The sequence below is a fragment of the Sulfoacidibacillus ferrooxidans genome, assembly GCF_022606465.1.
Classification (GTDB): Bacteria; Bacillota; Bacilli; order Alicyclobacillales; family SLC66; genus Sulfoacidibacillus; species Sulfoacidibacillus ferrooxidans.
On the sequence record NZ_JALBUF010000006.1, the window covers coordinates 116,359 to 141,354 of the forward strand.

34 protein-coding genes are annotated in these 24,996 nt (G+C 44.4%); 3 read left to right on the forward strand and 31 right to left on the reverse strand.

Going from position 1 to position 24,996, the window contains the following annotated elements:
- Nucleotides 1-168: 168 nt before the first annotated feature.
- The 7 genes from glmM to rocF all read right to left on the reverse strand — a co-directional run bounded on the left by glmM (nucleotide 169) and on the right by rocF (nucleotide 7,256).
- Nucleotides 169-1,509 carry a phosphoglucosamine mutase gene (gene glmM, locus MM817_RS10370; protein WP_241714557.1) on the reverse strand — a complete coding sequence of 447 codons (1,341 nt, stop codon included), beginning with the start codon at nucleotides 1,507-1,509 and terminating at the stop codon, nucleotides 169-171.
- Nucleotides 1,510-1,658: 149 nt separating this feature from the next.
- The gene (locus MM817_RS10375) at nucleotides 1,659-2,894 is read right to left on the reverse strand and encodes a CdaR family protein (protein ID WP_241714559.1); all 1,236 of its coding nucleotides are present in this window, start codon (nucleotides 2,892-2,894) and stop codon (nucleotides 1,659-1,661) included.
- A complete protein-coding gene (gene cdaA, locus MM817_RS10380) occupies nucleotides 2,891-3,718 on the reverse strand; it encodes a diadenylate cyclase CdaA (protein ID WP_241714561.1) in 828 nt (275 codons plus the stop codon). Before cdaA ends, MM817_RS10375 begins: the two co-directional genes overlap by 4 nt.
- Before the next feature lie 66 nt (nucleotides 3,719-3,784).
- Entirely contained in the window at nucleotides 3,785-4,363 is a 579-nt protein-coding gene (locus MM817_RS10385; RefSeq protein ID WP_241714563.1) for a sigma-70 family RNA polymerase sigma factor, read from the reverse strand.
- A gap of 47 nt (nucleotides 4,364-4,410) precedes the next feature.
- Nucleotides 4,411-5,148, reverse strand: a complete 738-nt coding sequence (locus MM817_RS10390) for an SGNH/GDSL hydrolase family protein (protein ID WP_241714573.1) — start codon at nucleotides 5,146-5,148, stop codon at nucleotides 4,411-4,413.
- A 96-nt stretch (nucleotides 5,149-5,244) separates the two neighbouring features.
- Nucleotides 5,245-6,312 (reverse strand): tRNA 2-selenouridine(34) synthase MnmH, encoded by a 1,068-nt coding sequence (gene mnmH / locus MM817_RS10395; RefSeq protein ID WP_241714575.1) that lies wholly within the window; start codon nucleotides 6,310-6,312, stop codon nucleotides 5,245-5,247.
- Between the two features lie 32 nt (nucleotides 6,313-6,344).
- Nucleotides 6,345-7,256, reverse strand: a complete 912-nt coding sequence (gene rocF, locus MM817_RS10400; protein ID WP_241714576.1) for an arginase — start codon at nucleotides 7,254-7,256, stop codon at nucleotides 6,345-6,347.
- A gap of 84 nt (nucleotides 7,257-7,340) precedes the next feature.
- Between rocF and MM817_RS10405 the strand changes: the two genes are divergently transcribed.
- Nucleotides 7,341-7,589 carry a hypothetical protein gene (locus MM817_RS10405; RefSeq protein WP_241714578.1) on the forward strand — a complete coding sequence of 83 codons (249 nt, stop codon included), beginning with the start codon at nucleotides 7,341-7,343 and terminating at the stop codon, nucleotides 7,587-7,589.
- Here MM817_RS10405 and MM817_RS10410 read toward each other — a convergent pair.
- Nucleotides 7,586-8,176 (reverse strand): stage II sporulation protein M, encoded by a 591-nt coding sequence (locus tag MM817_RS10410; protein ID WP_241714589.1) that lies wholly within the window; start codon nucleotides 8,174-8,176, stop codon nucleotides 7,586-7,588. The genes MM817_RS10405 and MM817_RS10410 overlap by 4 nt on opposite strands.
- 82 nt (nucleotides 8,177-8,258) lie before the next feature.
- On the opposite strand from MM817_RS10410, the gene pdaB reads away from it, so the two are divergent.
- The gene (gene pdaB / locus MM817_RS10415) at nucleotides 8,259-9,005 is read left to right on the forward strand and encodes a polysaccharide deacetylase family sporulation protein PdaB (protein ID WP_241714601.1); all 747 of its coding nucleotides are present in this window, start codon (nucleotides 8,259-8,261) and stop codon (nucleotides 9,003-9,005) included.
- A gap of 132 nt (nucleotides 9,006-9,137) precedes the next feature.
- Complete coding sequence (gerD, locus tag MM817_RS10420; protein WP_241714603.1) at nucleotides 9,138-9,908, forward strand: spore germination lipoprotein GerD; 771 nt, start codon at nucleotides 9,138-9,140, stop codon at nucleotides 9,906-9,908.
- Between the two features lie 55 nt (nucleotides 9,909-9,963).
- Here the strand turns inward: gerD and MM817_RS10425 are convergent, their stop codons facing one another.
- The 23 genes from MM817_RS10425 to rplF all read right to left on the reverse strand — a co-directional run bounded on the left by MM817_RS10425 (nucleotide 9,964) and on the right by rplF (nucleotide 24,990).
- Nucleotides 9,964-11,511: a DHA2 family efflux MFS transporter permease subunit gene (locus tag MM817_RS10425; RefSeq protein WP_241714616.1), complete on the reverse strand. Its 1,548-nt coding sequence runs from the start codon at nucleotides 11,509-11,511 to the stop codon at nucleotides 9,964-9,966.
- Between the two features lie 36 nt (nucleotides 11,512-11,547).
- Nucleotides 11,548-12,285: an HlyD family secretion protein gene (locus MM817_RS10430; RefSeq protein WP_241714619.1), complete on the reverse strand. Its 738-nt coding sequence runs from the start codon at nucleotides 12,283-12,285 to the stop codon at nucleotides 11,548-11,550.
- A 35-nt stretch (nucleotides 12,286-12,320) separates the two neighbouring features.
- Nucleotides 12,321-12,962 carry an HlyD family secretion protein gene (locus MM817_RS10435; protein WP_241714620.1) on the reverse strand — a complete coding sequence of 214 codons (642 nt, stop codon included), beginning with the start codon at nucleotides 12,960-12,962 and terminating at the stop codon, nucleotides 12,321-12,323.
- A 22-nt stretch (nucleotides 12,963-12,984) separates the two neighbouring features.
- Complete coding sequence (locus MM817_RS10440; RefSeq protein ID WP_241714622.1) at nucleotides 12,985-13,605, reverse strand: TetR/AcrR family transcriptional regulator; 621 nt, start codon at nucleotides 13,603-13,605, stop codon at nucleotides 12,985-12,987.
- A gap of 177 nt (nucleotides 13,606-13,782) precedes the next feature.
- Nucleotides 13,783-14,871: an Mrp/NBP35 family ATP-binding protein gene (locus MM817_RS10445; protein WP_241714624.1), complete on the reverse strand. Its 1,089-nt coding sequence runs from the start codon at nucleotides 14,869-14,871 to the stop codon at nucleotides 13,783-13,785.
- Between the two features lie 175 nt (nucleotides 14,872-15,046).
- Nucleotides 15,047-15,439: a 30S ribosomal protein S9 gene (gene rpsI / locus MM817_RS10450; protein ID WP_241714625.1), complete on the reverse strand. Its 393-nt coding sequence runs from the start codon at nucleotides 15,437-15,439 to the stop codon at nucleotides 15,047-15,049.
- A gap of 68 nt (nucleotides 15,440-15,507) precedes the next feature.
- A complete protein-coding gene (gene rplM / locus MM817_RS10455; RefSeq protein WP_241714627.1) occupies nucleotides 15,508-15,945 on the reverse strand; it encodes a 50S ribosomal protein L13 in 438 nt (145 codons plus the stop codon).
- A 60-nt stretch (nucleotides 15,946-16,005) separates the two neighbouring features.
- On the reverse strand, nucleotides 16,006-16,767 hold the full coding sequence (gene truA / locus MM817_RS10460) for a tRNA pseudouridine(38-40) synthase TruA (protein WP_241714791.1): 762 nt from the start codon (nucleotides 16,765-16,767) through the stop codon (nucleotides 16,006-16,008).
- Nucleotides 16,768-16,792: 25 nt separating this feature from the next.
- Nucleotides 16,793-17,161: a 50S ribosomal protein L17 gene (gene rplQ / locus MM817_RS10465; RefSeq protein WP_336605165.1), complete on the reverse strand. Its 369-nt coding sequence runs from the start codon at nucleotides 17,159-17,161 to the stop codon at nucleotides 16,793-16,795.
- 35 nt (nucleotides 17,162-17,196) lie between these two features.
- On the reverse strand, nucleotides 17,197-18,141 hold the full coding sequence (locus tag MM817_RS10470; protein ID WP_241714628.1) for a DNA-directed RNA polymerase subunit alpha: 945 nt from the start codon (nucleotides 18,139-18,141) through the stop codon (nucleotides 17,197-17,199).
- Between the two features lie 84 nt (nucleotides 18,142-18,225).
- On the reverse strand, nucleotides 18,226-18,852 hold the full coding sequence (gene rpsD, locus MM817_RS10475) for a 30S ribosomal protein S4 (RefSeq protein ID WP_241714630.1): 627 nt from the start codon (nucleotides 18,850-18,852) through the stop codon (nucleotides 18,226-18,228).
- Nucleotides 18,853-18,937: 85 nt separating this feature from the next.
- Nucleotides 18,938-19,348: a 30S ribosomal protein S11 gene (gene rpsK / locus MM817_RS10480; protein ID WP_336605166.1), complete on the reverse strand. Its 411-nt coding sequence runs from the start codon at nucleotides 19,346-19,348 to the stop codon at nucleotides 18,938-18,940.
- A 16-nt stretch (nucleotides 19,349-19,364) separates the two neighbouring features.
- On the reverse strand, nucleotides 19,365-19,733 hold the full coding sequence (gene rpsM, locus MM817_RS10485) for a 30S ribosomal protein S13 (protein WP_241714632.1): 369 nt from the start codon (nucleotides 19,731-19,733) through the stop codon (nucleotides 19,365-19,367).
- 28 nt (nucleotides 19,734-19,761) lie between these two features.
- Nucleotides 19,762-19,875 (reverse strand): 50S ribosomal protein L36, encoded by a 114-nt coding sequence (rpmJ, locus tag MM817_RS10490; RefSeq protein ID WP_241714634.1) that lies wholly within the window; start codon nucleotides 19,873-19,875, stop codon nucleotides 19,762-19,764.
- A 28-nt stretch (nucleotides 19,876-19,903) separates the two neighbouring features.
- Complete coding sequence (gene infA, locus MM817_RS10495; protein ID WP_067561620.1) at nucleotides 19,904-20,122, reverse strand: translation initiation factor IF-1; 219 nt, start codon at nucleotides 20,120-20,122, stop codon at nucleotides 19,904-19,906.
- 22 nt (nucleotides 20,123-20,144) lie between these two features.
- Nucleotides 20,145-20,891, reverse strand: a complete 747-nt coding sequence (gene map / locus MM817_RS10500; RefSeq protein WP_241714636.1) for a type I methionyl aminopeptidase — start codon at nucleotides 20,889-20,891, stop codon at nucleotides 20,145-20,147.
- Nucleotides 20,878-21,540 carry an adenylate kinase gene (locus MM817_RS10505; RefSeq protein ID WP_241714639.1) on the reverse strand — a complete coding sequence of 221 codons (663 nt, stop codon included), beginning with the start codon at nucleotides 21,538-21,540 and terminating at the stop codon, nucleotides 20,878-20,880. The genes map and MM817_RS10505 overlap by 14 nt, the downstream gene beginning before the upstream one ends.
- A gap of 31 nt (nucleotides 21,541-21,571) precedes the next feature.
- Entirely contained in the window at nucleotides 21,572-22,870 is a 1,299-nt protein-coding gene (gene secY / locus MM817_RS10510) for a preprotein translocase subunit SecY (protein ID WP_241714641.1), read from the reverse strand.
- Nucleotides 22,871-23,314 (reverse strand): 50S ribosomal protein L15, encoded by a 444-nt coding sequence (rplO, locus tag MM817_RS10515; RefSeq protein ID WP_241714643.1) that lies wholly within the window; start codon nucleotides 23,312-23,314, stop codon nucleotides 22,871-22,873.
- Between the two features lie 21 nt (nucleotides 23,315-23,335).
- Nucleotides 23,336-23,521 carry a 50S ribosomal protein L30 gene (gene rpmD / locus MM817_RS10520; protein WP_241714645.1) on the reverse strand — a complete coding sequence of 62 codons (186 nt, stop codon included), beginning with the start codon at nucleotides 23,519-23,521 and terminating at the stop codon, nucleotides 23,336-23,338.
- A 14-nt stretch (nucleotides 23,522-23,535) separates the two neighbouring features.
- Nucleotides 23,536-24,033, reverse strand: a complete 498-nt coding sequence (gene rpsE, locus MM817_RS10525; protein WP_241714647.1) for a 30S ribosomal protein S5 — start codon at nucleotides 24,031-24,033, stop codon at nucleotides 23,536-23,538.
- A gap of 29 nt (nucleotides 24,034-24,062) precedes the next feature.
- Nucleotides 24,063-24,431, reverse strand: a complete 369-nt coding sequence (gene rplR / locus MM817_RS10530) for a 50S ribosomal protein L18 (protein WP_241714648.1) — start codon at nucleotides 24,429-24,431, stop codon at nucleotides 24,063-24,065.
- 19 nt (nucleotides 24,432-24,450) lie between these two features.
- Nucleotides 24,451-24,990 carry a 50S ribosomal protein L6 gene (gene rplF / locus MM817_RS10535; RefSeq protein ID WP_241714650.1) on the reverse strand — a complete coding sequence of 180 codons (540 nt, stop codon included), beginning with the start codon at nucleotides 24,988-24,990 and terminating at the stop codon, nucleotides 24,451-24,453.
- Between the last annotated feature and the right edge of the window lie 6 nt (nucleotides 24,991-24,996).

Below are 24,996 nucleotides of genomic sequence, written 5' to 3' on the forward strand. Positions count from 1 at the left end.
TGTAATAGAAGATCATCTCACAGCCCTGGCGCTTATCAAGACAGTCATTTTACTGATTCATCCATATTGCATTCCCCGTTTTTCTCGTCCCCACCGCTTTGCTATCATCACCTCCTACTCCGTGTCTGCAACTATCCTCATCATCGTTACAGACACTAAAACAGCTCATCACACGCCAAACTCACGCTTTACAATCGACACAATCGATTCTGCATAGGTCGCCACGACATCTTCACTAGGCCCTTCTACCATGACGCGAACGATAGACTCGGTGCCTGATTCACGGACCAACACGCGCCCATCATCTCCAAGTTGTGCCTCTACCCGAGCAATGGCATCCACAATAGGCGCATGATTGCGCCACGCCAACTTATCTGCCACTCGCACATTCACAAGCACTTGCGGATAAGAACGCATCACTGCTGCTAATTCGCTCAACGGACGCTTTGTAGCAATCATGACATCCACTAATTGCAAAGCGGTAAGCACACCATCTCCGGTGGTGTTGTGATTGAGAAAAATCACATGGCCAGACTGTTCGCCACCTAACACATATTCACCATCGCGCATCGCTTCCATAACATAGCGATCTCCAACAGCCGTTTTCACGACATTCAAACCTAGTTGCCGCGCGGCTTTCATAAATCCATAGTTGCTCATCACTGTAGTGACAACTGTATGGTTTTTCAGTTCTCCTCGTCGTTCCATATCCATGGCACAAATCAACATAATCCGATCGCCATCAATTACGCAGCCTTTTTCATCAACAGCGATAAGTCGATCTGCATCTCCATCAAAGGCCAGTCCAACATCAGCACCTGTTTCCCGAACGAGTTTCGCGATCGTATGCGGATGTGTAGACCCACAATGGACATTGATATTCGCACCGTCTGGTTCTGCATGAAACAAAAATACATCAGCACCTAGACTGCGCAGTACCTCCCCTGCCATTGCGTAAGCAGCACCATTGGCTGCATCTACAGCAATTTTCAAACCTGTGAAAGGATGTCTTACGGTACCTTTTAAAAATTCCATGTAATCACGCAAGCCATGGTGGTGATGGCGCACACGTCCTACTGCGTCTCCAATGGGACGATCAGCCGGTACAATGCGACCTAGCTCTAACTCAATCATATCTTCAATCGCATCAAGTAATTTAAATCCATCAGCCCCGAAAAATTTAATGCCATTATCCTGCATGGGATTGTGAGAGGCAGAAATCATCACACCTGCTGTTGCTCCCATCGACCTCGTCACGTAAGCAACCCCCGGTGTTGGTAGAACACCTAATTGCACAACGTCGACTCCAGCGCTAAGAACCCCTGAGATCAGCGCTGATTCGAGCAAATCACCAGAATAACGAGTATCTTTACCAACTACAAAAAAGGAATTATTTTGATTTTCACATAAAACACGAGCAGCTGCATACCCCAATTGAAAAACCAATTCTGGAGTTAAATCGCGGTTAGCAACTCCCCGAACTCCATCTGTACCAAACAAACGCGCCACACCATTATCTCCTTCAAAAAGCAAGGGGGATTAACAACAGTCTCGCACCCTTACTTACACTCTAGTTCAAAACGGTATCTTTCATATTGTCACATAACTAACCCACAACTCGCAATCATCCAAATATGTCCACACCAATATTTCCGTGCTCATCCTGAACTCTTTACAGCCGCAACAGTTACCGTTGCAGGTACAATACTCGCAGTTTGAGTATACATAGGCAGTGAAATTTGAATGGGTAGCGATTTTTTCATGCCATTTGCCACCTGACTCACATCTACATACGCCTCAATATCTGCAGCTGTAAGCGACGTCACAATGTCTGCTGGTCCGGTAATCGTTATACTAGCGGTTTTTTGACCTTCTAAAGTATATGCAGTACCCTGTGCATTGCCCACTAGGGATATTGGAATCCCTTGCAAAGTAACCGTCGCTTTCGGAGCAATGGTTACTGTTACGTTCACTGTCGGTGTACTGAGATGTGCCCCAACAAAAGGGATAGGAATAGCCACTTGTATCGTTTGCGTCTGTGTAAGATGGTCTACAGAAATAGGTGGCAATGCAATACTTGTGAGGGCATCTACATCAGAGCTTGTCCCCTGCACCTGAACTTGCGAAGGATTGATAGAAATACCCGAAACAACCACATTACCCGAAGGTGTTCCTACAGTAGTTGCCACCAATTTCACCGCGTGAACAGGGTTTTCAATTGGAATGGTAACAGTAACAGTTGAAGGGTTGCACACCACTCCTGGAATGACTCGTCCATCTGCTGACACAGGAAACACAGGAATAATACGCGTGAAGTTAGTTTGCGCACCAGAAACATTGACACGAGCCGTTACAGCTACCACCTGGTGGACTAACGTATTAGGTCCACTGACAACCACATGAGAAACAGACACGATCGGTTGACCTAACGAAAGACCTGTTGCTGGTTGACCAACGATCGTTAGTTTTGGTTTCAACGATTGGCCAATTTTCGGCTGCAAATCAACTGTAACAAATCCTGTATCTGGTACATAATTGACTGAACTAGATGGCACATGTTCCATGATCACTGGAACTTGGTGAATCCCCGGTCCAAGCGTCAATGCATTAGCTACCACTCGAATTTGTGAGGCTTCTGCTTGTACAGTTGCCACATCGATGATGCTCCCAGACACACTCAAATTTACGCTTTGTGGTTGCTCAGACACAACAACCATATCTGACGGTGCAACTACCGTTACCTGAACATTGCGTAGCGTTTGAGTGATGGTGGCAAGACCATTGGATTGACCACCTGGAGCTGAATTGACAATCACCCACAATGCAATGCCCATAACAAGCGAAATCAGACGAACAAAATTGTTGTTTTGCAGTAAATCGCGATCGCGTTTCACGGGGACCCCACTCTCCTTGAAAAAAACCGCAACCCTGCATTGCGTCGCTTTCGATGTAACCCATTAGTTAATGTATTTGCTAAAGTCACTTCATCTAACCCGCGCGTCAATACTCCCGTTTCTGCAACAGATATCTTTCCAGTTTCCTCAGATACAACGACAACCAGTGCATCAGATTGTTCAGTGATCCCTACTGCCGCTCGATGACGAGTACCTAATTCCTTTGCTAGATCCGACCGGTCACTTAATGGCAAATAGCAAGAAGCAGCGATCACTTGATCGCCGCGAACGATGATCGCTCCATCGTGCAACGGTGTGTTGGGAATAAAACTATTGATCAAAAGCTCCGAACTAATGAGTCCACGAATGGCAATACCTGTTTCAATGTATTCATTGAGTCCAGTTTCCCGTTCAAAGACAATCAACGCGCCAATTCTATTTTTTGCAAATACCTGTGCCGCGTTTACAGTCTCTTGGATCACGCGTGTAGGATCCTCTTGTACATGTTGCCAACGTCGACTCAAATTCATCAAGTTTGATCTTCCTAGTTGTTCAAGCGCTCTTCGCAATTCTGGCTGAAATACTACAGGTACAGCAAATAGCCCCATCTCAAGCACTCGGTCGAGTAACCAATTGAGTGCTTGTAAATGGAAGATTCCACTTAACCCTGTCGCAATCAGAAGCACGATAATCCCTTTTAACAATTGGACTGCTCGTGTTCCGCGAATCAGCAGGATTCCTCGATAAAAAACATACGATACAATTAATATGTCGATCACGTCAAAGACAGTGAACTTATCTAGCAGCGCCATCAATTGATCCATAAAATCCACCCAACTACTGACATCGTTACCTGTGCTGTTTCACCGTGTCAGATCATCACATGAAACTTAGCTTGTCCCTGCAAGAAAGCTACGCTGCATCGCTAACCGTCCACGATGTATGCGCGTCTTTACAGTCGTAAGTGGAACAGAAAGTATTTCGCTAATCTCACGTAATGATAATTCCTGGATATAACGTAAAATAAGAATCGTTCTATACATCTGCGGCAATGAAAGTAATGCCTCGCGAACCTCGACACACATCTCTTCGCGAATAGTTTCTTCTTCTGGTGATGGCGCATTGCAAGGAATACACTCATACCACCCATGCCCTACTGTGCCATCACTCCGAGAAACAGATGCATCTAAAGAACTTGTAAACTTTCGTCTACGCAATCGATCGATGCATACATTTGTAGCAATGCGATATACCCATGTCGTGAAATTGAACTGATTATCATATTCCGATACATGTTGAAATACCCGCAAAAACGTCTCTTGGACAGCATCTTCTGCCTCAAGTTCATGGTTTAGCAAATTAAATGCCAAATGGTGTAATGCATCTCTATATCCATCTACAATGGTATCAAATGCATGGAGATCGCCAGTCATCGCTAATTGGATTGTTTCTTGCTTCACGCGTTCCATGTCAAGCCCCCACATGCTGCATGATCCATGACGCGCTGCTTCAAACATTATACACCAGAAGCACTCTTGCGTCTCTTTAATCGTTTTTTAACCTGTGGACCCTTATCCATTCTAGCCGGGTGTTTACTACTGGTCCCTTGTTGCCGCTTGCGGATACTCAGATAACTGGCCAAAATCGCCTCTGCTATGCGTTCATGTCCCGCGTCATTTGGATGAATCGGATTGCGCACAAGTCGAAAGTCCTGCAATTCTCCCCGTTTGAATCCGTTGACAAATTGTTCTTCACTTCCGCCATACCATTCATCGACAGGAACGATTACACAACCACGTTTCTTCGCAATATCCCGCAACAGTTGATTGAGATCAGTTAACGCCTTCTTTGCAATATCAGACTTAGGAAAAGGATTATAGACTGTGCAAATCATCAAAATGGCGTCAGGATTTTTTTTGACTTTATCAACAATCGCTAAAACTTGTGGATAAAAGGATTTTTCCAATCGTTCCTTTGCAGTATCTACATCGTCTAGATACCACGGCATCACTTTTATGAGGTCATTGCCACCAATCATCAGACTAATCAATTGCGCTTCGTCAAGAATACATGGTGGAATTTTATCAAGCGATCGCAATAATTGGCTTGATGTCCATCCCGGTTTTGCATGCAGATGTACACTAGTTCGCGCCACCTGAGTTAGCTTTTGAGTCAAAATATTGACGAAACGGTGCTCATCACTTGAAGCATCATAACCAAATGTAATAGAATCGCCTAACGCTAGATAGATCATATCCGCACTCACCCGCCACTAGAAAGAATCGCGTTTTCTATAAGATGCGGGGGAGGTTCATTTGGTTACTGCGAATGTCCCTATCACTCAAAATGATTACTGGAACGCCGTTACTCGTTTGATATGTTCCTGTGCATAAGTACAGATTTGTTCTGTCGCTAACTCATAATCAGTGACATCTAAGCAAGTGAACTCCCGGTCGTAGCTTTCCATGGCATGCTGATAGCGGGGGTCATAATATTCAACAAGCAACGCCTCTACTAATGAAGGATAATCCCCCATCGCATGCCACTCAAACACTCGTTGACGCAAATCTGGAGAGAATCGTTTTTCGATATATTGAAGTGCATACAGGACTTGATCAGCAAATAATTGGTCATCATGCAAACGATATTGCAACAATGTACGTGCAACCCGCACATCCATGGGCGCTGTAAGCTCGATGTTATACCCCTGCTGTTTGGCAACAAATAAAAATTCAGGCATGGTCACCCGTCCAATACGCCTGCTTTCAGCCTCCATGAAGATGTATGGACTATGTTGCAACTTTTGAAGTTGTGCAAGAAGCAAACTATCAAATGTGCGTTGATTCGCCACATCAAGGCCAATACCACCAAATACAGATCCCCGATGTCCAGCTAGGCCCTCTAGATCAAGCACCGGTTCACCACGCTTAGCCAATTTGTGTAAAATATTTGTTTTGCCTACGCCTGTCATGCCATGTAGAACGATAACTGGCGGCAACTCTACGCCTGCATACTGCGCAAGTTGATCTACAACCACTTGTCGATAGGCCCTATAGCCACCACTCAAACGAATACTGGAGATCCCCATCAGATCAATGACTGTCGCCACTGTTTTACTACGCATGCCACCACGCCAGCAAAAAATAACTGGTTTTTTCCCATCTGCACACGCGCCGCGCACACTTGCAACGATGTGCGGTAACTTTTCAGATGCGATCTCCAGTCCAAGTTCCATCGCAGCAGCTTTACTCACCTGTTTATACACAGTACCAATGCGAGCTCGCTCCTCATCATTAAATAGAGGAATATTCACTGCATGAGGAATCGTAGCTTCTTGAAATTCACTACCAGATCTTACGTCGATCCATATCAAATCGTCGCGCTCTACCATGTCTTCATATCGCTCATCTACAAACATCCTACTGCCATACCTTCTTTTCTCAAGATCACTTACATAACCGTAAGGCCAAGTAATGACGATGCAAGCTCAACAGCCATCTGCCCTGTGCGATTTTGCAAATCAAGAATGGGATTCACTTCAACAAAGTCAACAGAAGTCACACATCCACTAGCGGCCAGTACTTCCATGGCAAGATGACCTTCTCTATATGTAAATCCACCATTGACTGCAGTGCCAACACCAGGCGCATACATGGGATCAAGCGCATCTAGATCTACGCTAAGATGCACACCTTTTGTACCTTGCGATGCAAGTTCGATCGCCTTATGCATGACGACGCTAATACCCATCTCATCTACATCAGCCATAGTAAATACATGCATACCTGACTCCCGAATTAATCGGCGCTCCTCATCATCGATGGATCGCGCGCCAACGAGAACAACATTTTTAGCTTGCAACTTTGGGCTAAAGCCGCCAAGTGACACAAGGTCAGTATGCCCCAACCCAAGTGACGCTGCCAAAGGCATCCCGTGAATATTGCCACTTGGTGTCGTCTCGTCCGTATTCATATCTCCGTGTGCATCAAACCAGATACATCCGAGATTGCCTCTAGCCTCCACAGCACCTGCCACACTGCCGATCGATAAACTATGATCGCCACCAAGTACGATCGGTAGAAATCCCTCCTGCAAGGCATCGCGCACGAGAACGCGCAATTCATCACAAACAACGCGTACTTGATCCAAATACTTCAGCTTTTCTAAACCCTGCACACGTGATTCCGGTGTCGGTACATCAATGTTACCTAAATCTTGAACTTCATATCCCAATTCTTTCAAACGATCAGAAAGCCCTGCATAGCGAATGGCGCTAGGCCCCATATCGACACCGCGTCTTCCCTGTCCTAAGTCGGAAGGAACTCCAATGACTCGTAGCCTTTTATTATTCGATTGATTCATGTAAACCCATCCTTTCAAATCCAAAACTGCGTACTACATCTTACGCTTCATATGGTACCATATAAACCGAAAGGAGGCAGAGCGATGTCACTAGATGCAGAATTATTTATTTTAAGTTATGCAAAAATCGAGACTGCGCTGTTATTTACGCCGCAAAATGAGAGGTACATCTCAGCTAAAAGAGAGATTGAGAAGAAATTAGAACAGGAATATCATATCACGCAACTACAAGTCATGGCTCGCTCAGTTGATCTCTACACCGTTGCATACAAAGAACAAGATGAACAAAAGATCATCTCATTTCCGGCAGACGAAGTAGAAGACTTCGATTAATGATGCGTTCCTATGGCCCAGGCCAACAAATGAGGAGTAATCCCAGCCTCTATGCATGCCGCAATAGCTAAAAATATGATGATCCAAAGGATAGAAGGTCCAAAGTCAGTACGTAACTGTACCCATTCAGAACGAGTTTCCTTACGGTGCCACAACGAACGAAACAGCGTAAATCCTAATTCAAGACCAAACCCACTGGCAAGTAAATACGCAGGAATCTCAAAGATCCCATGCGGAAAAATGCCTGTAAAAAATAATAAGATTGGATTGACATGTGTCGTTTGAGTCAGTACCGTAAGGACAAATCCCACTAATGCTCCATTGATCATCACAGATACAAGCGGTATGATGCCAAAAATAATCCCGCCTATAAGCATAGTCAGACTTGTCGTTAGATTGTGCGAGAAGATAGTAAAGGCAACTTCAATCAATGATTCCCCTCTCATACTGACTCCAACTTTTCGAATATCCCGCACAAAGGGTAACAATACGTGTTGCAATGGATGTGCAAAGACCGCCCCAAGAATGGACCCCACCAAAAAAAATAAAAAAGACAACTTGCCATATCTGCGTACGAGCTGAATCATTCTAAACTTCCCCTCTATTTTCGTATGCTATCTACGTTTTTCGCGCACACTTTTTATGACTGAACATACGGAGGTGCTCACTATGAATTCGGTGCGACGCTTTGTTGCACGTGTCAGCCTTGCTGCCACGTTGTTTTGCACAGGTTTCGCCCTATCAGCGCCGGTGAGTCTTGCAGCGCAAAGCCCTGCAATGACCAAACCACCTGCTGCGATTTATAAGGTAGCTACGTCAAATAAAGTTCTTGCACTTACATTTGACATCTCATGGGGCGATAAAGCGCCAGGACCTATTCTTGATATCTTACAAGCAAAACACGTGACTAAAGCTACTTTTTTTCTTTCTGGACCGTGGGTTTTGCACCATCAAGAGATAGCCAAACGAATTAAAGCCATGGGTTTTGAAATTGGAAGTCATGGCCATATGCATAAAAATTACTCCGAGCATACAGATACTTGGGTGCGAGAGCAAGTACAAAAGTCGGAACAAGCCATAAAAGATGTCCTTGGTGTCAAAACCACTTTGATTCGAACTCCAAATGGAGACTTTAACAAACATACCATCCAAGTCCTCAATCAAATGGGCTATACAGTGATTCAATGGAACACAGACTCGCTTGATTGGATGAACCCAGGTGTAGAACAGATTAAACAGCGTGTCCTCACTCGATGCATACCAGGCGACATCATCTTAATGCACGCAAGCGATAGCTGTAAACAAACGCACCTAGCACTGCCAGCGATTATTGATGGCCTGCGCGCAAAAGGATACCAATTTGCAACTGTATCAGAATTAATCTCAGGTGCAAATGTTCATTCTACTGTTCAATAGTGTATGCGTGCTACTTGTTTTCAAAGCCCGAAGAGAACATTTCGGGCTTTTTTCTTTAGGATAACCATAACACATCATTGAATAACCCCCTATTCGCTGGACATAGTACCCATAGAAAGGAGGAACGACAGTGTGGTAAACCAACTACTAAAACGAATAACCCCAGCTCTTTTTGCGACAACCCTTTTGCTCACGAGTTGTTCGATGGGAGGAGATCAAGCGGCAAGTAATGAATCGACAAATGACTCCTCTCAACAACAGACAAACGGCCAACAAGCAAGTAAGCCAAGCTACCCTGATATTAAAGCGATGGTCATTGACATTTTGCATAGCAAAGATGGCATGAACACATTGAAAGATACAATCTCTACACCTGAATTTAAACGACAAGCTGCCATTACTGATGCGGATATCTCTGCCGCGGTAGAAAAAGCATTGCAACAAGGACAAAACAAATCCTTTTTAGCGGATCAAATGAAAGACACCACATTTGCCGCAGCTATTGTAAAAGCCTCTCGGCAACAGATGACAGAGGTACAAAAACAGCTGATGAAAGATCCTGAATATCAAAAATCATTACTTACTTTAATGGCTTCACCAGAATTTCAACAAACCCAATTACAACTATTAAAAAGTCCTGAATATCGCAAAGAAGTGATGAAAATCATGACTGAAGCATTACAAGAACCTACATTTCGTCTGCTCTTTATGGATAGCATGAAAGAGGCTGTAAAGTCTTCTGGTGGAGGAAATCCAAAACAAATGGGTCAACAAAAATCCAAAGATAGCAGTAGTCAAGGCAACAAAGAAGAGGATAAAGGTAGTGGTAGCGATAGTGACTCCGGTGGCGGCGGAGATGGTGGCAGTGACAAAGGAGATAGCGGTTCAGATAGTGGTAGTTAAACAAAAGGCCCGAGGGTGTATGTTTCACCTCGGGTCTTTTGTTTTTTCATTTATGTTATTCCATCATCATCATATGTGATTTATCTGCTTCTGAAGTAACCACTGGTGGACGCTTTTTCCCAATAAAGAAAACGGCAATCCAGGCGATAATCGCAATAATAGCAGATACTCCAAATGCATCTTGTGTTCCTCGTTCAAAGGCAATTTGTTCAAGCACGCTCATCATGGAGGAGACGACATTGCTATTTGCCGGGCCAAATACAGACGGCATTTGACCTGCGACATGCAACCCTTGAAATGAGTGGATGGTCAAACGTTCCAATAATTGAGCTAAGTGTTTTGTATCATTGGTTTGCATAACTGTACTGAGATAAGCTGTTCCAATGGATCCAGCAATATTACGAGTTGTATTTTGCAAGGCCGTTGCTCGGCTAATCTTATCTCTCGTTACATCGTTCATCCCTGCTGTGGATAGAGGCATCATAGCAAGACCCATACCTGCCTGCCGAAACATATAAATTACAAGAATGGCCCCGAATGTCCAATCATAATTCATCTGTATCATTTGGAATGTGGCCATCATCACAATAAATAATCCAATCACGCCAAGCGGCCGTGCACCTATTTTATCAAATAAAAATCCACTGATCGGCATCAAAATCCCTGTCAACAGTGCTCCTGGCAAAGTCAATAGTCCTGTCTGAAGAGGCGTTAATCCAAGTCCATCTTGCAAAAATACTGGCAAGATAAACAATGCACCAAGCATAGCAACATTCAATAAACTACTCGTAATCAGTGATACAGTGAATACTCTGCGCTTAAATAAGCGCAAATCAAGCATTGGATTCTCCGCGGTCAATTCGATAACTACCCACATGGAAAGTAATACCGCAGCTGCGAAGAACAAAGAAATAATCGTAAGTGAGCTCCAGCCATCTGTTGGCCCTTCTGACAGTGCAAACAACAAACAGAAGAAACCAATAATCGATGTGATTAGACCAGGCAGATCCATTTTCTCCGTTTTTTTGGCCGGAAATTCTGGAATCGTCGCTGTGACCAGTAAAAAGCTAAAAATCCCAATCGGAACATTGATGTAAAAAATCAATCTAAAATTGACATATTCAACAAGGTATCCACTCAATGTTGGACCAAGCGCTGGTGCAAACATTAGTGCAATACCCCATATCCCCATAACGGCACCGCGTCTTTCAGGTTTCGACAAAGAGAACAAAATGGTCATACTAACTGGCATTAACATCGCACCGCCAACAGCTTGAATGACGCGAAAGAAAATTAATACATCTGAACTCCATGCCAATCCACACAATGCAGATCCCGTTGTGAATATAACAAGCGCTATTAAATAAATCTTCTTTTGACCAAATCGATCACCTAAATATCCACTAATTGGAGTAAGCATTCCAGTAACCAATAGATATGCAGTAATGACCCACTGCATCTCATCTTGAGTCGCATTAAAGACAGCCATCATTTTAGGAATAGCGACGTTGACAACGGTTGTATCAAGGATGGCCATAAATACACCAAGAACAACTGCAAATAACGCTGGAAAGCTAATGCCAAAGCGCTCTTTAAACGACAAGCGCAAAACCCCCTTTCACCACACATCAGAGCCACATCAGCTATTATTATTGTTCACTTGAATGCTGACTACCGCACTCATTCCTGGAACAAGCGCCTTTCCAGCATAGCCACCATTGAGGCTGATCGTCACGGGAATCCGTTGCGCAACGGCTGTATAACTACCTTGTGCCGCATCTGGATTTGGAATTACAGAAAAAGCAGATGTTGTCGTGTCTCCAATGGATTGAACCGTTCCTTTAAAGCTCGTATTAGGGATCCCATCAATACTAATATTTACAGTTTGCCCAACACTCACGTGACGAATTTCGGTTTCTAAAATATTGGCAGTAATATTCAAATTGCCCAAGTTGACAACTTCAGCTACCACCTGTCCTGGTTCTACCACCTGTCCAACCGCAACATTGTTCTGAAGAATCGTACCGCTAATAGGCGACGTCACCGTTTCTTCATCTTTTAACTTATTTAACATGGATTTGTTATTTCCAATCATCTGCGAAAGACCTGGATTTAAAGCAAAAACTGATGAGTTAGACTGATTTCCGAGCAGTTCTCCTTGATTAACTGTACTATTCACGGCAGCATACCAGTGTGTAATTGTACCTGTAAAAGGAACAGTAATGGGAACGATCGTTCCTGAAACTTGTGCATCCTGAGTAGTAACGTAGTTAGTTGAGTTCGTATAGTAAAAATATCCTGCAATAATCAGCGCAAAAAGAACAACAACAACGATCAAGTTAATTAAGATGACACGAATCGCACTTGCTCCCTGCATGTGAATTCACTCCATTCTTGATATGACTTCTTCGACTAATTACGGTGAATCGAGACTTCTACAGACATTCCAGGCATTAACGTCTTCCCTTCACTACCGGCGATTGAAATATATACGGGAACCCGTTGTGTTTGCTTATTAAATGCACCCGTCAAACTCGTATTTGGAACACCTTCTGTCACTACAGTAGAACCACCGCCAATTTGAGTAACGGTACCTGTAAAACTTGTGTTTGGATATGCATTAATTGTTATATCGACTGTTTTACCAACAGCTACATTATTAATTTCTGTTTCTTGAACATTGGCGACCACATCAAGATTGTTTAAGTTGACTACGTATCCTAAAGGTTGCCCTGGAACAACTAGCTCGTTATCAACAGCGTTATTTTGTACTACAGTGCCTGAAATCGGAGCATAGATGTCCGTTATCCCTGCCAAGCCATCGGTTTGACCGATGACTGCATGTTTCGTCACATTTTCCCCTATGGATAAGTTCCAATTTTGTAATGTCCCGTCTTGAGGAGCTGTAAGCGGAACGATGGTCCCTTGTATACTGGCATCAGAACTCGTTACATAGTTTGCTTGTTCATAAACATAGTATCCACCGCCAACTAAGATTACGATAACTGCAATAAGGACGATGGTAAATATTCCTATGGTGCGTGAACTTTTCACCTATATTCCCCCTTTATTTTTTCTAGGGTCTATCTTTGACTACTTCGTAGGCAGTAACAATAGTTTCCACTAGAGACGAAACCAATCTTTCATCCGTCAATTGGTCAGAAACTTCTTTCGGTGCAGTTTTTCTAACTACGGGTGCCGTATGAAGCGTAGCAATGACTATCTGTGCCAGTACATAGCTATCTGCTTGACGCATCTTTCCAGACTCTTGCATGATAGAAAAGTACGATTGTAGCATCGTCCTAATTCTCCAGAACAAACCTTTAAGAGAATCAACAATCTGTGGATGCGAATACGATTCCGCAAAACCTAACATCAATATGTCGCCCTTACGTGTCAATTGCATTAAGTATTCCCGAATTAACCGAGAGAAACCCTCACGTAAATCCATTTCAACAAATGCATCTACATTATCTGGAAGCTTAACCTGAGCGACTTCATACTCAACAGCAATCCGCAATAAATCAACTTTATTACCAAAATGTCGAAACAAGGTAACTTCGTTAACTGCAGCCCTTTCAGCAATAGCACGCGTACTTGCACCCTTGTATCCATGCTGAGTAAACTCTTGCAAAGCGGCTTCAATAATGCGCTGGTGAGTCTTCACCTCTCCCGCAATATGGGAAGGTTCAGTCATCAAATATCCTCCTTCCGCAACCGTAAGTAAGTTAGCACATACATACGTAAGTATGTGCTTGCATTATACTGTACTATTTAGTATTTCCGCAAGTACTTTTTATAAAACAAAAAAGTGCCTGAAATTTTCTCAGGCACTTACTAAAAACCACTCCATACTCATACCGGAATAAATCGTTCACACCGTTACTGATGGTTGCATGGCAAGACGATCTGCTAATGTCATAGCTAATTCATGAAACGCTTCACCTTGAAGACTTTCAGGTGCAAATAACCCTGTCGTTGAAGCCCCTATTTCCCCTAGAGGAATTTGTGCCAGTAACTGAGTTCCAAGCGTCTGTGCCACTTGCTCGCCGCCACCTTGTCCAAACAGATAAGCTTTTTCACCACATTGACCGCACTGATAATACGCCATATTTTCAATGACCCCAATAATATCATGCTTCACTTGTTGTGCCATATATCCAGCTCTTACAGCCACATCAGCTGCGTTGACATGTGGTGTAGTCACAATTAACTCTAGACTTTTCGGCAGCATGTTATGAACATCTAATGCGATATCGCCAGTGCCAGGTGGCAAGTCAAGCAACATGATATCCAATTCACCCCAGTGCACTTCTTGAAAAAAGTTACGCAACATTTTTCCTAACATCGGTCCCCGCCAAATCACAGGACGATTTTCAGGCACAAAGAAATGCATACTGACGATCTTTAGCCCATGCGTTTGTGCAGGCATAATCAGGTTAGATACAACTGCTGGTTTAACATCTGCAATACCAAAAATATTAGGTATAGAGAATCCATAAATATCCGCATCCACAATACCTACACGATATCCAAGACGTGCAAAAGCAACAGCTAAGTTAGCCGTAACAGTTGACTTTCCAACTCCACCTTTTCCACTCGCCACAGCGATAAACTTAGTCGATGAGTCGGCTTGTAAAAGTGGGGATACCGTTTCTTCACCTTCCTTACCCCGAATCTTCGTGGCAAACCGATCTCTTTCTTCATCGGTCATTGTTCCAATCGTAATAGTAGCCATGGTTACACCAGGGATCGACAATAAAGCATCGCGCACCTGATCCTCAATTACGGAGCGCATCGGGCAACCACGAATTGTTAAAACAATCTCAACATCCACTTTTGACCCATCGATCACAATGTGCCGGACCATATCCATCTCTACAATGCTACGTCTAACTTCCGGATCTTCTACGACACGTAGCGCCTCGAGAACCGCGTCTTCTGTAACACTTACCTTTGCCATATCTTTCGCCTCCTATAACACCACAAAGCCATCATACTCCATCGATATTTCTATTGTATCACTTCTAATCGTATACATAGATAACGATTTCGACAAGATAGCAACCTTTTTACAATCATAAAAAGGCACTCCCATATCGTGGAGTGCCTTCTTCTGCACCAAACTTTGCTGATCGTTAGCGTTTAGAAAACTGCGGTGCACGGCGAGCTGCTTTTAACCCGTATTTCTTACGCTCTTTCATGCGTGCATCACGTGTCAATAATCCTTCACGTTTCAATGCAGGGCGCAAATCAGGATCAACTTTCAACAGTGCTCGAGCGATACCATGACGAATAGCCCCAGCCTGTCCAGAAATCCCACCACCATGAACATTGACAAGAACATCATAGCGTCCTAAAACATCAGCTACGAGTAATGGTTGTTTTACAATTAACTTAAGTGTTTCAAGACCAAAGTACTCATCCATCTCACGATGGTTAATTTCTACTCGGCCTTCACCTGGCAACAAACGAACACGCGCCACAGATGTCTTCCGACGTCCTGTGCCCCAATACTGTAATTGTGCCAAACTAGATAACCCTCCTTTACTACCCTAATAAATAGGACTGTACATCATCCATACAATACATACGACCACTACTTAGCTAATTCAAGAACTTGTGGCTGTTGTGCACCATGTGGATGCTCTGCACCTGCATATACTTTTAATTTGCGATACTGATCAGCACCAAGACTGTTATGTGGCAACATACCTTTAATCGCCATTTCCATAACGCGTTCTGGATGCTTACTCAGCATTTCCTCAGCAGACGTTGTTTTCAATCCACCTGGATATCCAGAATGGCGGTAATACATTTTGTCATGCATTTTATTTCCTGTAAATACCACTTTGTCAGCATTAATAATAACTACAAAGTCACCAGTATCCACATGTGGTGTATATTCCGGCTTATGCTTGCCTCGCAAAATGGATGCGACTTCTGTCGCTAACCGGCCAACGCGCATACCTTCCGCATCAACCACATACCATTTACGCTCGACGGCACCCGGTTTGGCCATATAGGTCGTCCGCATGGGTGTCCCTCCTCAATTCCATAACGTTCAATGTGCTAAAAACGAGTGTAACGCAGCTACCTATGCATCGTCAAGCAACAGATTGATACAAGGATATTCAATATGCCATAAAGTGAGACCACGAGCAGGTGCTGTTTGCCCTGCAGTGCGACGATCGCGACTTTCAAGTATGTGTAAAACGTCGATGCTTTTTAGCTTACCACGTCCTACATTCAAAAGCGTCCCAACGATAATCCGTACCATATTGTGAAGAAACCCATTTCCTGTAATGTCTATATGCAACCGCCGTGCTTGATGATCATAAGCAAAATGAATGCGATGCACAGTTCGTACTTTAGACACCTGCTGTGCTCTAGCAGTGCAAAAACTAGTAAAATCATGTTCTCCCATTAAATGCAGTGCCGCTGCTTGCATTGCATCAACGTCTAGCATTTGGTGTTCATACAACGCATAGCGCCTTATAAACACGTCCTGAATGGGACCTAGAGCGATGGTATAGCGGTATGTTTTCCATAACACAGATCGCCGCGCATCAAAACCATCATCCACTACTACTGCTTTTTCTAAGACAATATCATCTGGTAATTGTCTAGAGCAGATATACGGTAATTTCTCCACAGCTACACGTTGATGAGGCAATGTAAAATGAAATACCTGAGCGCGCGCATGTACACCAGCATCAGTTCTACTAGCCGCTATCGTCTCAATAGGGCAATCAAACACGACACTCAGCACACGCTCGATTTCACCTTGGACTGTGCGCAACCGAGGTTGACGCGAAAAACCGTGAAAGTCCGAACCATCATACGAGGTAGTACACATCACCTTTTGCATAGCTCATATCGATCTACTCAACAAGCTCAATGTACACCATCTCAGTCGCGTCACCACGACGTGGTCCAAGTTTCATAATACGCGTATATCCACCGTTACGCTCTGCAAAGCGTGGTCCAATTTCTGAGAATAGCTTTTGCAAAACATTTTGGCGTTCTGTTCCTTCAATCGGCTCAGGACGAACATAAGTCGCCGCGATGCGTCTTGCGTGCAAATCTCCACGCTTCGCTAAAGTAACCATTTTATCAGCCACTTTACGGAGTTCTTTTGCTTTTGCTTCAGTGGTCTTGATGCGCTCATACATGAACAGATCAGTCACTAAACTGCGCATTAAAGCCTCACGAGAGCCAGTGCGACGATTCAGTTTACGATATCCTCTCACTCCGGATACCTCCTTTTTTAAAAATGGAAAACATATTAGTCCTCTTCTCGCAACGTAAGCCCTAATTGCTCCATCTTCTCTTGGACTTCTTCTAGTGATTTACGACCGAGATTGCGAACTTTCATCATTTCATCTTCTGTTTTTGAACATAGCTCTTGTACCGTGTTAATCCCAGCTCGTTTCAGACAGTTATAGGACCGCACAGACAAATCCAACTCTTCAATCGTCATGTCTAAAACTTTATCTTTTCGTTCTTCGCCGTGATCGATCGGTTGTTCATGATGCCGCACACGATCTGTCAGTCCCATAAAAAGATACAATTGATCTGAAAGTATACCTGCTGCCATACTCACTGCTTCATCAGGTTTAACACTACCATCTGTCCACAGTTCCAAAGTCAATTTATCATAGTCTGTCACCTGACCGACACGTGTGTTTTCCACTTGATAATTCACACGATAAATCGGTGAATAGATCGAATCGATAGGTAATACGCCTATCTCTTGATCATCCGATTTATTTAAATGGGCAGGAACATATCCACGACCATTGCGCGCTTCAACTTCAGCGTAAATACGTGCACCCGGTGCAAGCGTGGCGATGTGAAGCTCGGGATTCAAAATCTCTACATCAGAATCCGCGCGAATATCCCCTGCTTTTATTTCGCCTGCCTGATCGATATCGATAAAAAGTTTTTTCTCTTCTTCCGAATGTATCTTCAAAGCAAGGCGTTTCATGTTTAAAATAAATTCTGTGGTATCCTCAACTATACCGGGAATAGTCGAAAACTCATGCAGTACACCTTCGATTTTGACGGAAGTGACAGCCGCCCCTGGCAACGACGACAAGAGAATCCGCCGAAGAGAATTCCCAAGTGTCGTGCCATAACCTCTTTCTAGCGGCTCGACAATAAATCTGCCATACTTACCGTCTTCACTCAGCGTGTCCGTTTCGATCCTGGGTTTTGCTATCTCGATCATCCACATAACCCTCCTTCGGGCGACGCCAGCGCGCAAAATGTAACTTGTTCGCGCAACGAGTGGTATACACTCGCCAGCGTAAAATTACCGTGAATAGAACTCAATAATTAACTGTTCGGTTACAGGAACATCAATTTCTTGACGCTCTGGAAAACGCACTACTTTCCCGCTACGTGCTTCGAGATCGCGCTCCAACCACGCTACAACAGTTTTACTCTCTGCAGCCTCTAACACATCTTTAAACTTCGTAGATGTCGCACTTTTGTCGCGTACAGTAATAACATCACCAATACGTACTGAGTACGAAGGAATATCCACACGATGACCATTGATAGAAAAGTGGCCGTGTTTGACCAATTGTCTAGCTTCTGGACGTGAACCTGCAAAGCCTAAACGATAGACAACGTTGTCTAAACGCGTTTCGAGTAACGAGAGCAGACGATCACCTGTAATTCCTTTTTGGCGTGCAGCCTCTTCATAATAAGCACGAAACTGTTTTTCTAGTATTCCATATAGACGGCGCGCTTTTTGTTTCTCGCGTAATTGAATACCATATTCACTCGTGCGTTTGCGACCTTGACCATGCTGTCCAGGTGCATATCCGCGGCGATCAATGGCACATTTGTCCGTATAGCAGCGTTCACCTTTAAAGTATAGCTTTAGGCCCTCACGACGGCAAATCCGGCATACGGGGTCCGTATATCTCGCCATTCTAGTATTGACACCTCCTGAATTTTTTATGCGATTATTTGAATACAAATCAGCAAAATCGCATAAACTAAGCGCTTATCTTTACTCAGACTCGACGACGCTTAGGTGGACGACACCCATTATGCGGTATCGGTGTAACGTCCTTAATCGCAGAAACTTCAAGACCAGCAGTCTGCAATGAGCGAATCGCAGCCTCACGACCCGCACCTGGTCCCTTCACATACACTTCGACTGTCTTCATTCCGTGTTCCATAGCAGTTTTAGCTGCAGATTCAGCAGCCATCTGTGCGGCAAACGGAGTACTCTTACGAGACCCTTTAAAACCAAGTGCACCGGAACTAGCCCAACTGAGTGCATTACCTGTAGGATCAGTAATCGTTACAATCGTATTATTAAATGTGGAGCGAATATGCGCAATCCCAGTCTCTACATTTTTACGGTCGCGGCGCTTTGTCCGCACGGTCGCAGTCGACTTGCGTTTAACCTTTGTAGCCACTTCTACGCCTCCCTACTTACTTCTTCTTACCAGCAACTGTACGCCTTGGACCTTTACGCGTGCGAGCATTAGTCTTGCTACGTTGACCACGCACAGGCAATCCTCTGCGATGGCGCATACCACGATATGAGCCAATTTCAATTAAGCGTTTAATATTTAAAGCAATCTCACGCCGAAGATCTCCCTCAACCTTAAAGGTACGATCGATCTCATCACGAAGTAATTGGACTTCTTCTTCGCTTAAGTCTGTCACTCGCTTATTAGGATCAACTCCCGTTTTTGCGAGAATCAGATTCGCCGTCGGGCGACCAATGCCAAAAATGTAGGTCAGGCCGATTTCAATTCGCTTATCGCGTGGTAAGTCTACGCCTGCGATACGAGCCATTCCATGCACCTCCTATACTATCCTTTAATTATCCTTGACGCTGTTTGTGTTTAGGATTCTCACAAATAACCATCACATTACCTTTGCGGCGAATAATTTTGCACTTCTCGCACATTGGCTTTACCGAAGGACGTACCTTCATCGTTCAAACCCCCTTACACACTTCCCGGTTATTTATACCGATAGGTGATGCGACCTCTTGTAAGGTCGTATGGTGATAATTCTACCGTAACTCGATCCCCAGGTAAAATCTTGATATAATTCATCCGAATTTTCCCCGAAACGTGTGCCAAAATTTTATGACCATTTTCAAGTTCTACACGAAACATAGCATTTGGTAGAGGTTCGATAACTTTACCCTCTACTTCTATCACATCATCCTTTGCCATGCACTCACTCCTTCCTTTTGGCTTACAGAACCGTCAATACATGCGGCCCATCCTCGGCGATTGCTACACTATGCTCAAAATGCGCACAAAGTGAAGCATCTTCTGTTACCACAGTCCAGTTGTCAAGCAACGTCCGGACCTCAGGTCCACCCAAATTCACCATCGGTTCAATGGCAAGCACCATACCAGCTTTAAGGCGTGGCCCTTTACCAGGTGGACCGTAGTTTGAAATCTGCGGATCCTCATGCATTTCCTGACCAATGCCATGACCCACATACTCACGTACAATTGACATCCCTTGCGCTTCTACATATACCTGAATCGCATGAGAAATATCAGACAGACGATGACCAACTTGAGCCTGTTTAATACCTTCGTACAAAGAGGCTTCTGTCACATCGAGTAACCTCTGTGCGTCAGCAGATATGTTCCCAACTGCGTGAGTATAGGCACTGTCACCATGGTAACCTTTATAGTTAGCACCAATATCAATCGTCACGATATCCCCAGCTTGAACTTTCCGTCCAGAAGGAATGCCATGAACCAATTCTTCATTGATAGAGATACAACTAGAGGCCGGAAAGCCCTGATAGCCTTTAAAAGAAGGTATTGCGCCAGCTTTGCGGATGATATCTTCTACAACTGCGTCTAATTCGCGCGTTGTTATGCCTACACACAACACCCTTTTGGCCTCTGCGTGTGCCATAGCAACGATACGCCCTGCTTCACGCATAATTTCCAACTCTCGAGGAGATTTAACGGTAATCATGTGTGTCGCCTCGCAGTATCTGCCGTATTTCATCATACACGTGCGAGATCGCTTGTTCACCGTCAATTTTACCCAACAAACCGCGTTCTGCGTAAAACCCAGCAAGTTCTTCTGTGCGCAACATATTTTGCTGTAATCGCACAGCAACTGCTTGAGGTTCATCATCTGCACGTGTAACTAACTTACCGCCGCAACGATCGCAAATACCTTCTACATGCGGTGGATTAAATACTACATGATAACTTGCTCCACATTCTTTACACACTTGACGACCAGTTAAGCGACGAAGTAACTCATCTTGCGAAACGACGAGATAAAGTACTTTCGTTAACGGGCGACCCAGTTCAGCCAAAATCTGATCGAGCGCTTCCGCCTGTGGCCTTGTACGGGGAAACCCGTCAAGTAGGAAACCCTTCTGTGCATCTTTCGCCTCTAAACGATCCTTAACTACCCGAATCGTCAGTTCGTCTGGAACGAGGAGACCAGCATCAAGATAGCGCTGAACTTCCTTACCAAGATCAGTTCCCGCAGAGATCGCTGACCGAAACATATCCCCAGTCGCGATATGTGGTATACCATAATCCTCAGTAATTTTGGTTGCCTGTGTACCTTTACCGGCACCCGGTAGCCCTAAAAATACAACTTGCATGCCAATCCCACTCCTTCTTGCCAAACTGATATCATCGGATGAACCCCTTATAGCTCCGTTGCAACACAAGACCTTCTAGTTGCCTTACGGTATCAAGTGCCACACCAATGACGATGAGTAACGAAGTACCACCAAAGTAAAAAGCAACACCCGACAAGCCTGTAATTCCCATAAAAAGATAGGGAACTGCAGATACAACTGCTAGAAAAATCCCGCCAACCAGAGACAGCCGGTTCATAATACGAACCAAATAATCTTCTGTCGCCTTACCTGGTCTAACACCAACTATATACCCTCCATTTTTCTGCATCTGTTCAGCCAATTGACTTGGGTTAATCTGAATTAGAGTATAGAAAAATGTAAAGCCGATAATCAGTACCATTTCCACAACAATAAAAACCGTTGAAGTTGGACTAAGCGTTGTCGTAATCCAAGTAGCAATCTTATTGCCGTGAAAAAACTGCGCAATGATTGTCGGAAAAAACAACACGGAAGTCGCAAAAATCACAGGAATAACACCAGCTGCATTGACCTTAATCGGAATAAATGTGCTCTGACCACTATAAACCTTTTGACCAACTTGCTTTTGTGCATACTGGACAGCAATTCGACGAACTCCTTGTTGCACAAACACAACAAACACCACAAGAACTAATACACCTGCTAACATAGCCACAACTTTAACGATGTTTAAAAATAACTCTGTGGGATGCGCATAAAACCAATTGGTATATATCTCAGGAATGACTGTCTCTAATCGAGATAAAATGCTCAAAAAGATAATGACAGAGATTCCGTTACCTACACCCTTGTCGGTTATTTGCTCTCCTAACCACATCAAAAAAGTAGTACCTGCTGTCAGCGTAAGAGCAATTAACCCAAATGTCCAAATGCTCGGATCCACGATAAATCCCGGTCCCAATTCACGCGTAAAGGAGAACGTTAATGCCGATGACTGAACCAAACCTAAAATAATGGTAAGGTATCTCGTCACTTGCGTCAGTTTCGCTCGCCCTGTCTCGCCTTCCTTGGACCAGTCTTCCCACTGTGGCACAACACCCATCTGCAACAACTGCACGATGATTGAAGCGGTCACATAGGGATAGATGCTCATCGAAAAAATCGAGAAATTCGAAAGTGCACCGCCAGAAAACGTGTTAAGCAATCCCACCACAGGGCTCTTGGCAGCAAGTGACTGCAGCATCGAAGCATTGACACCAGGTACCGGAATGACAGCGCCAATCCGATAAATAGCTAATATTAATAAGGTGATCAACAAGCGCTTGCGCAAATCCTTTGCTCGCCAGACACGCCCTAGGCTGTGCAACATCTAGATCACCTCGACAGTGCCGCCAGCTGCTGCAATCTTCTCTTTCGCTGCACCAGAAAAAGCGTGTGCGCGAATCGTCAATGGTGCAGACAACTCACCAACAGCAAGGATTTTTACGCCCTCACTAACTCCTTTAACTAGACCTTCCGCTTGCAATAACTCAGGAGTTACTACAGTTCCTGCTGCAAAACGTTCTAGTTCTTTCAAATTAACCACCGACCACTCCTTCTTAAAAGGAGCATTACTAAAACCACGTTTAGGCAACCGTCTAAAAATCGGTGTTTGACCGCCTTCAAAACCAGGACGCACACCGCCACCTGAGCGTGCCCATTGGCCTTTGTGGCCCCGACCAGACGTTTTACCTAGTCCGGAACCAATGCCACGTCCAAGCCTCTTACGAGAGTGGCGAGAACCAGGTACTGGTGCAAGTTCATGCAATTTCATCTGATACCCCTCCAAAACCTATTAGGCGTCGATCTCAGTAAGCTCGATCATATGACTCACTTTGCTTACCATGCCACGGACCGAAGCATTATCCTCACGAAGTACAACTTGGTTAATCTTCCGAAGGCCAAGCGACTTCACAGTATCACGCTGCGATTGGGTCCGACCGATCAAACTCCGAACTAATTTAATTTGCAATTGTTTCATCGAAAATCGCCCTCCTAACCGCGCAATTCCTGGAGTGTCTTACCGCGCAGGCGAGCAACCTCGTCTGGACGTTTAATTGCTCCTAAGCCCTGCAATGTCGCATGTACCATGTTAATTGAATTGGATGACCCCAAGGACTTAGTAACAATGTCTTTAATACCAGCCAATTCCAATACTGCACGAACAGGGCCACCCGCGATAACACCTGTACCTTCGCGAGCTGGTTTAATTAATACCTTGCCTGCTCCAAAACGACCGACCATTTCATGTGGTACTGTTGTACCACGCATGGCCACATGAATAAGGTTTTTCTTTGCATCAGCAACGCCTTTACGGACAGCTTCCTGAACTTCAGAAGCTTTTCCAAGGCCAGCCCCTACATGCCCCTGACCATCGCCAACGACAACCAACGCGCTGAAACTGAAGCGTCGGCCGCCTTTAACCACTTTAGCGACACGATTGATCGAGACCACCTTTTCTGTTAGATCAAGGTTTGATGGATCAATACGCACGAGTAACTTCCCTCCCTTACATTAGACGATTAGAATTCCAAGCCTGCTTTACGTGCTGCATCAGCTAGTGCTTGAATTCGTCCATGATACAAATAACCACCGCGATCAAAAACAACTTTAGAAATCCCTTTTTCTACTGCACGTTTTGCAACGAGTTCTCCAATAGCTTCTGCCGCTGCAACAGTATTGCCATGAGGCACACTTTCACGAACAGACTTTTCAACAGTAGATGCCGAGACAATGGTCGTTCCCGATACATCATCGATCATCTGAGCGTAGATGTGCTTGTCAGAACGAAACACGTTTAGACGGGGACGAGCAGCCGTTCCACTCAATTGACGTCGAATCCGCGCATGTCTACGCGCCCGTACGGCTTCTTTATCCGGTTTGGTAATCAAGTTTTCACACCCCTAAACCTTACTTCTTACCAGTTTTACCAACTTTGCGACGAACTACCTCGTTCTCGTAGCGAATACCTTTCCCTTTGTAAGGTTCAGGTTTCCGTAGATCACGAATTTTAGCTGCAAATATACCAACTTTTTCTTTATCAATACCCTTGACAATGACTCGGTTATTAGCTGGAACATCGAGTTCAAGACCTGCTTCAGGCAGAATCTCAACTGGATGGGAGAATCCAAGCGACAACGTCACTTTGTCTCCGCTCTTAGCGGCACGGTAACCGACACCGACAAGCTCAAGCGTCTTTTGAAATCCAGTATTCACACCATCAACCATATTGGCAACAACGCTACGCGTTGTACCGTGCAGACTGCGATGAAGTTTACTGTCACTCGGACGCTCAACTTGAATTTCGCTCGCTTCCATTTTAACAATCATGTCCGGGTGCAATGCGCGTGTTAAAGTTCCTTTAGGACCCTTAACCGTTACAACATTCCCGTCAATCTCCACGTTAACACCACTTGGAATTGGAATAGATCTTTTACCGATCCGGGACACGATCAC

Coding starts and splice junctions, on each gene's coding strand:
- cdaA (WP_241714561.1), bottom strand. CDS start 3,718: ATGGATCAATTGATGGCGCTGCTAGATAAGTTCACTGTCTTTGACGTG.
- MM817_RS10385 (WP_241714563.1), bottom strand. CDS start 4,363: ATGGAACGCGTGAAGCAAGAAACAATCCAATTAGCGATGACTGGCGAT.
- MM817_RS10390 (WP_241714573.1), bottom strand. CDS start 5,148: ATGATCTATCTAGCGTTAGGCGATTCTATTACATTTGGTTATGATGCT.
- mnmH (WP_241714575.1), bottom strand. CDS start 6,312: ATGTTTGTAGATGAGCGATATGAAGACATGGTAGAGCGCGACGATTTG.
- rocF (WP_241714576.1), bottom strand. CDS start 7,256: ATGAATCAATCGAATAATAAAAGGCTACGAGTCATTGGAGTTCCTTCC.
- MM817_RS10405 (WP_241714578.1), top strand. CDS start 7,341: ATGTCACTAGATGCAGAATTATTTATTTTAAGTTATGCAAAAATCGAG.
- MM817_RS10410 (WP_241714589.1), bottom strand. CDS start 8,176: ATGATTCAGCTCGTACGCAGATATGGCAAGTTGTCTTTTTTATTTTTT.
- pdaB (WP_241714601.1), top strand. CDS start 8,259: ATGAATTCGGTGCGACGCTTTGTTGCACGTGTCAGCCTTGCTGCCACG.
- MM817_RS10430 (WP_241714619.1), bottom strand. CDS start 12,285: ATGCAGGGAGCAAGTGCGATTCGTGTCATCTTAATTAACTTGATCGTT.
- MM817_RS10440 (WP_241714622.1), bottom strand. CDS start 13,605: ATGACTGAACCTTCCCATATTGCGGGAGAGGTGAAGACTCACCAGCGC.
- MM817_RS10445 (WP_241714624.1), bottom strand. CDS start 14,871: ATGGCAAAGGTAAGTGTTACAGAAGACGCGGTTCTCGAGGCGCTACGT.
- rplM (WP_241714627.1), bottom strand. CDS start 15,945: ATGCGGACGACCTATATGGCCAAACCGGGTGCCGTCGAGCGTAAATGG.
- truA (WP_241714791.1), bottom strand. CDS start 16,767: ATGTGTACTACCTCGTATGATGGTTCGGACTTTCACGGTTTTTCGCGT.
- MM817_RS10470 (WP_241714628.1), bottom strand. CDS start 18,141: ATGATCGAGATAGCAAAACCCAGGATCGAAACGGACACGCTGAGTGAA.
- rpsD (WP_241714630.1), bottom strand. CDS start 18,852: ATGGCGAGATATACGGACCCCGTATGCCGGATTTGCCGTCGTGAGGGC.
- rpsM (WP_241714632.1), bottom strand. CDS start 19,733: ATGGCTCGTATCGCAGGCGTAGACTTACCACGCGATAAGCGAATTGAA.
- rpmJ (WP_241714634.1), bottom strand. CDS start 19,875: ATGAAGGTACGTCCTTCGGTAAAGCCAATGTGCGAGAAGTGCAAAATT.
- infA (WP_067561620.1), bottom strand. CDS start 20,122: ATGGCAAAGGATGATGTGATAGAAGTAGAGGGTAAAGTTATCGAACCT.
- map (WP_241714636.1), bottom strand. CDS start 20,891: ATGATTACCGTTAAATCTCCTCGAGAGTTGGAAATTATGCGTGAAGCA.
- MM817_RS10505 (WP_241714639.1), bottom strand. CDS start 21,540: ATGCAAGTTGTATTTTTAGGGCTACCGGGTGCCGGTAAAGGTACACAG.
- secY (WP_241714641.1), bottom strand. CDS start 22,870: ATGTTGCACAGCCTAGGGCGTGTCTGGCGAGCAAAGGATTTGCGCAAG.
- rplO (WP_241714643.1), bottom strand. CDS start 23,314: ATGAAATTGCATGAACTTGCACCAGTACCTGGTTCTCGCCACTCTCGT.
- rpmD (WP_241714645.1), bottom strand. CDS start 23,521: ATGAAACAATTGCAAATTAAATTAGTTCGGAGTTTGATCGGTCGGACC.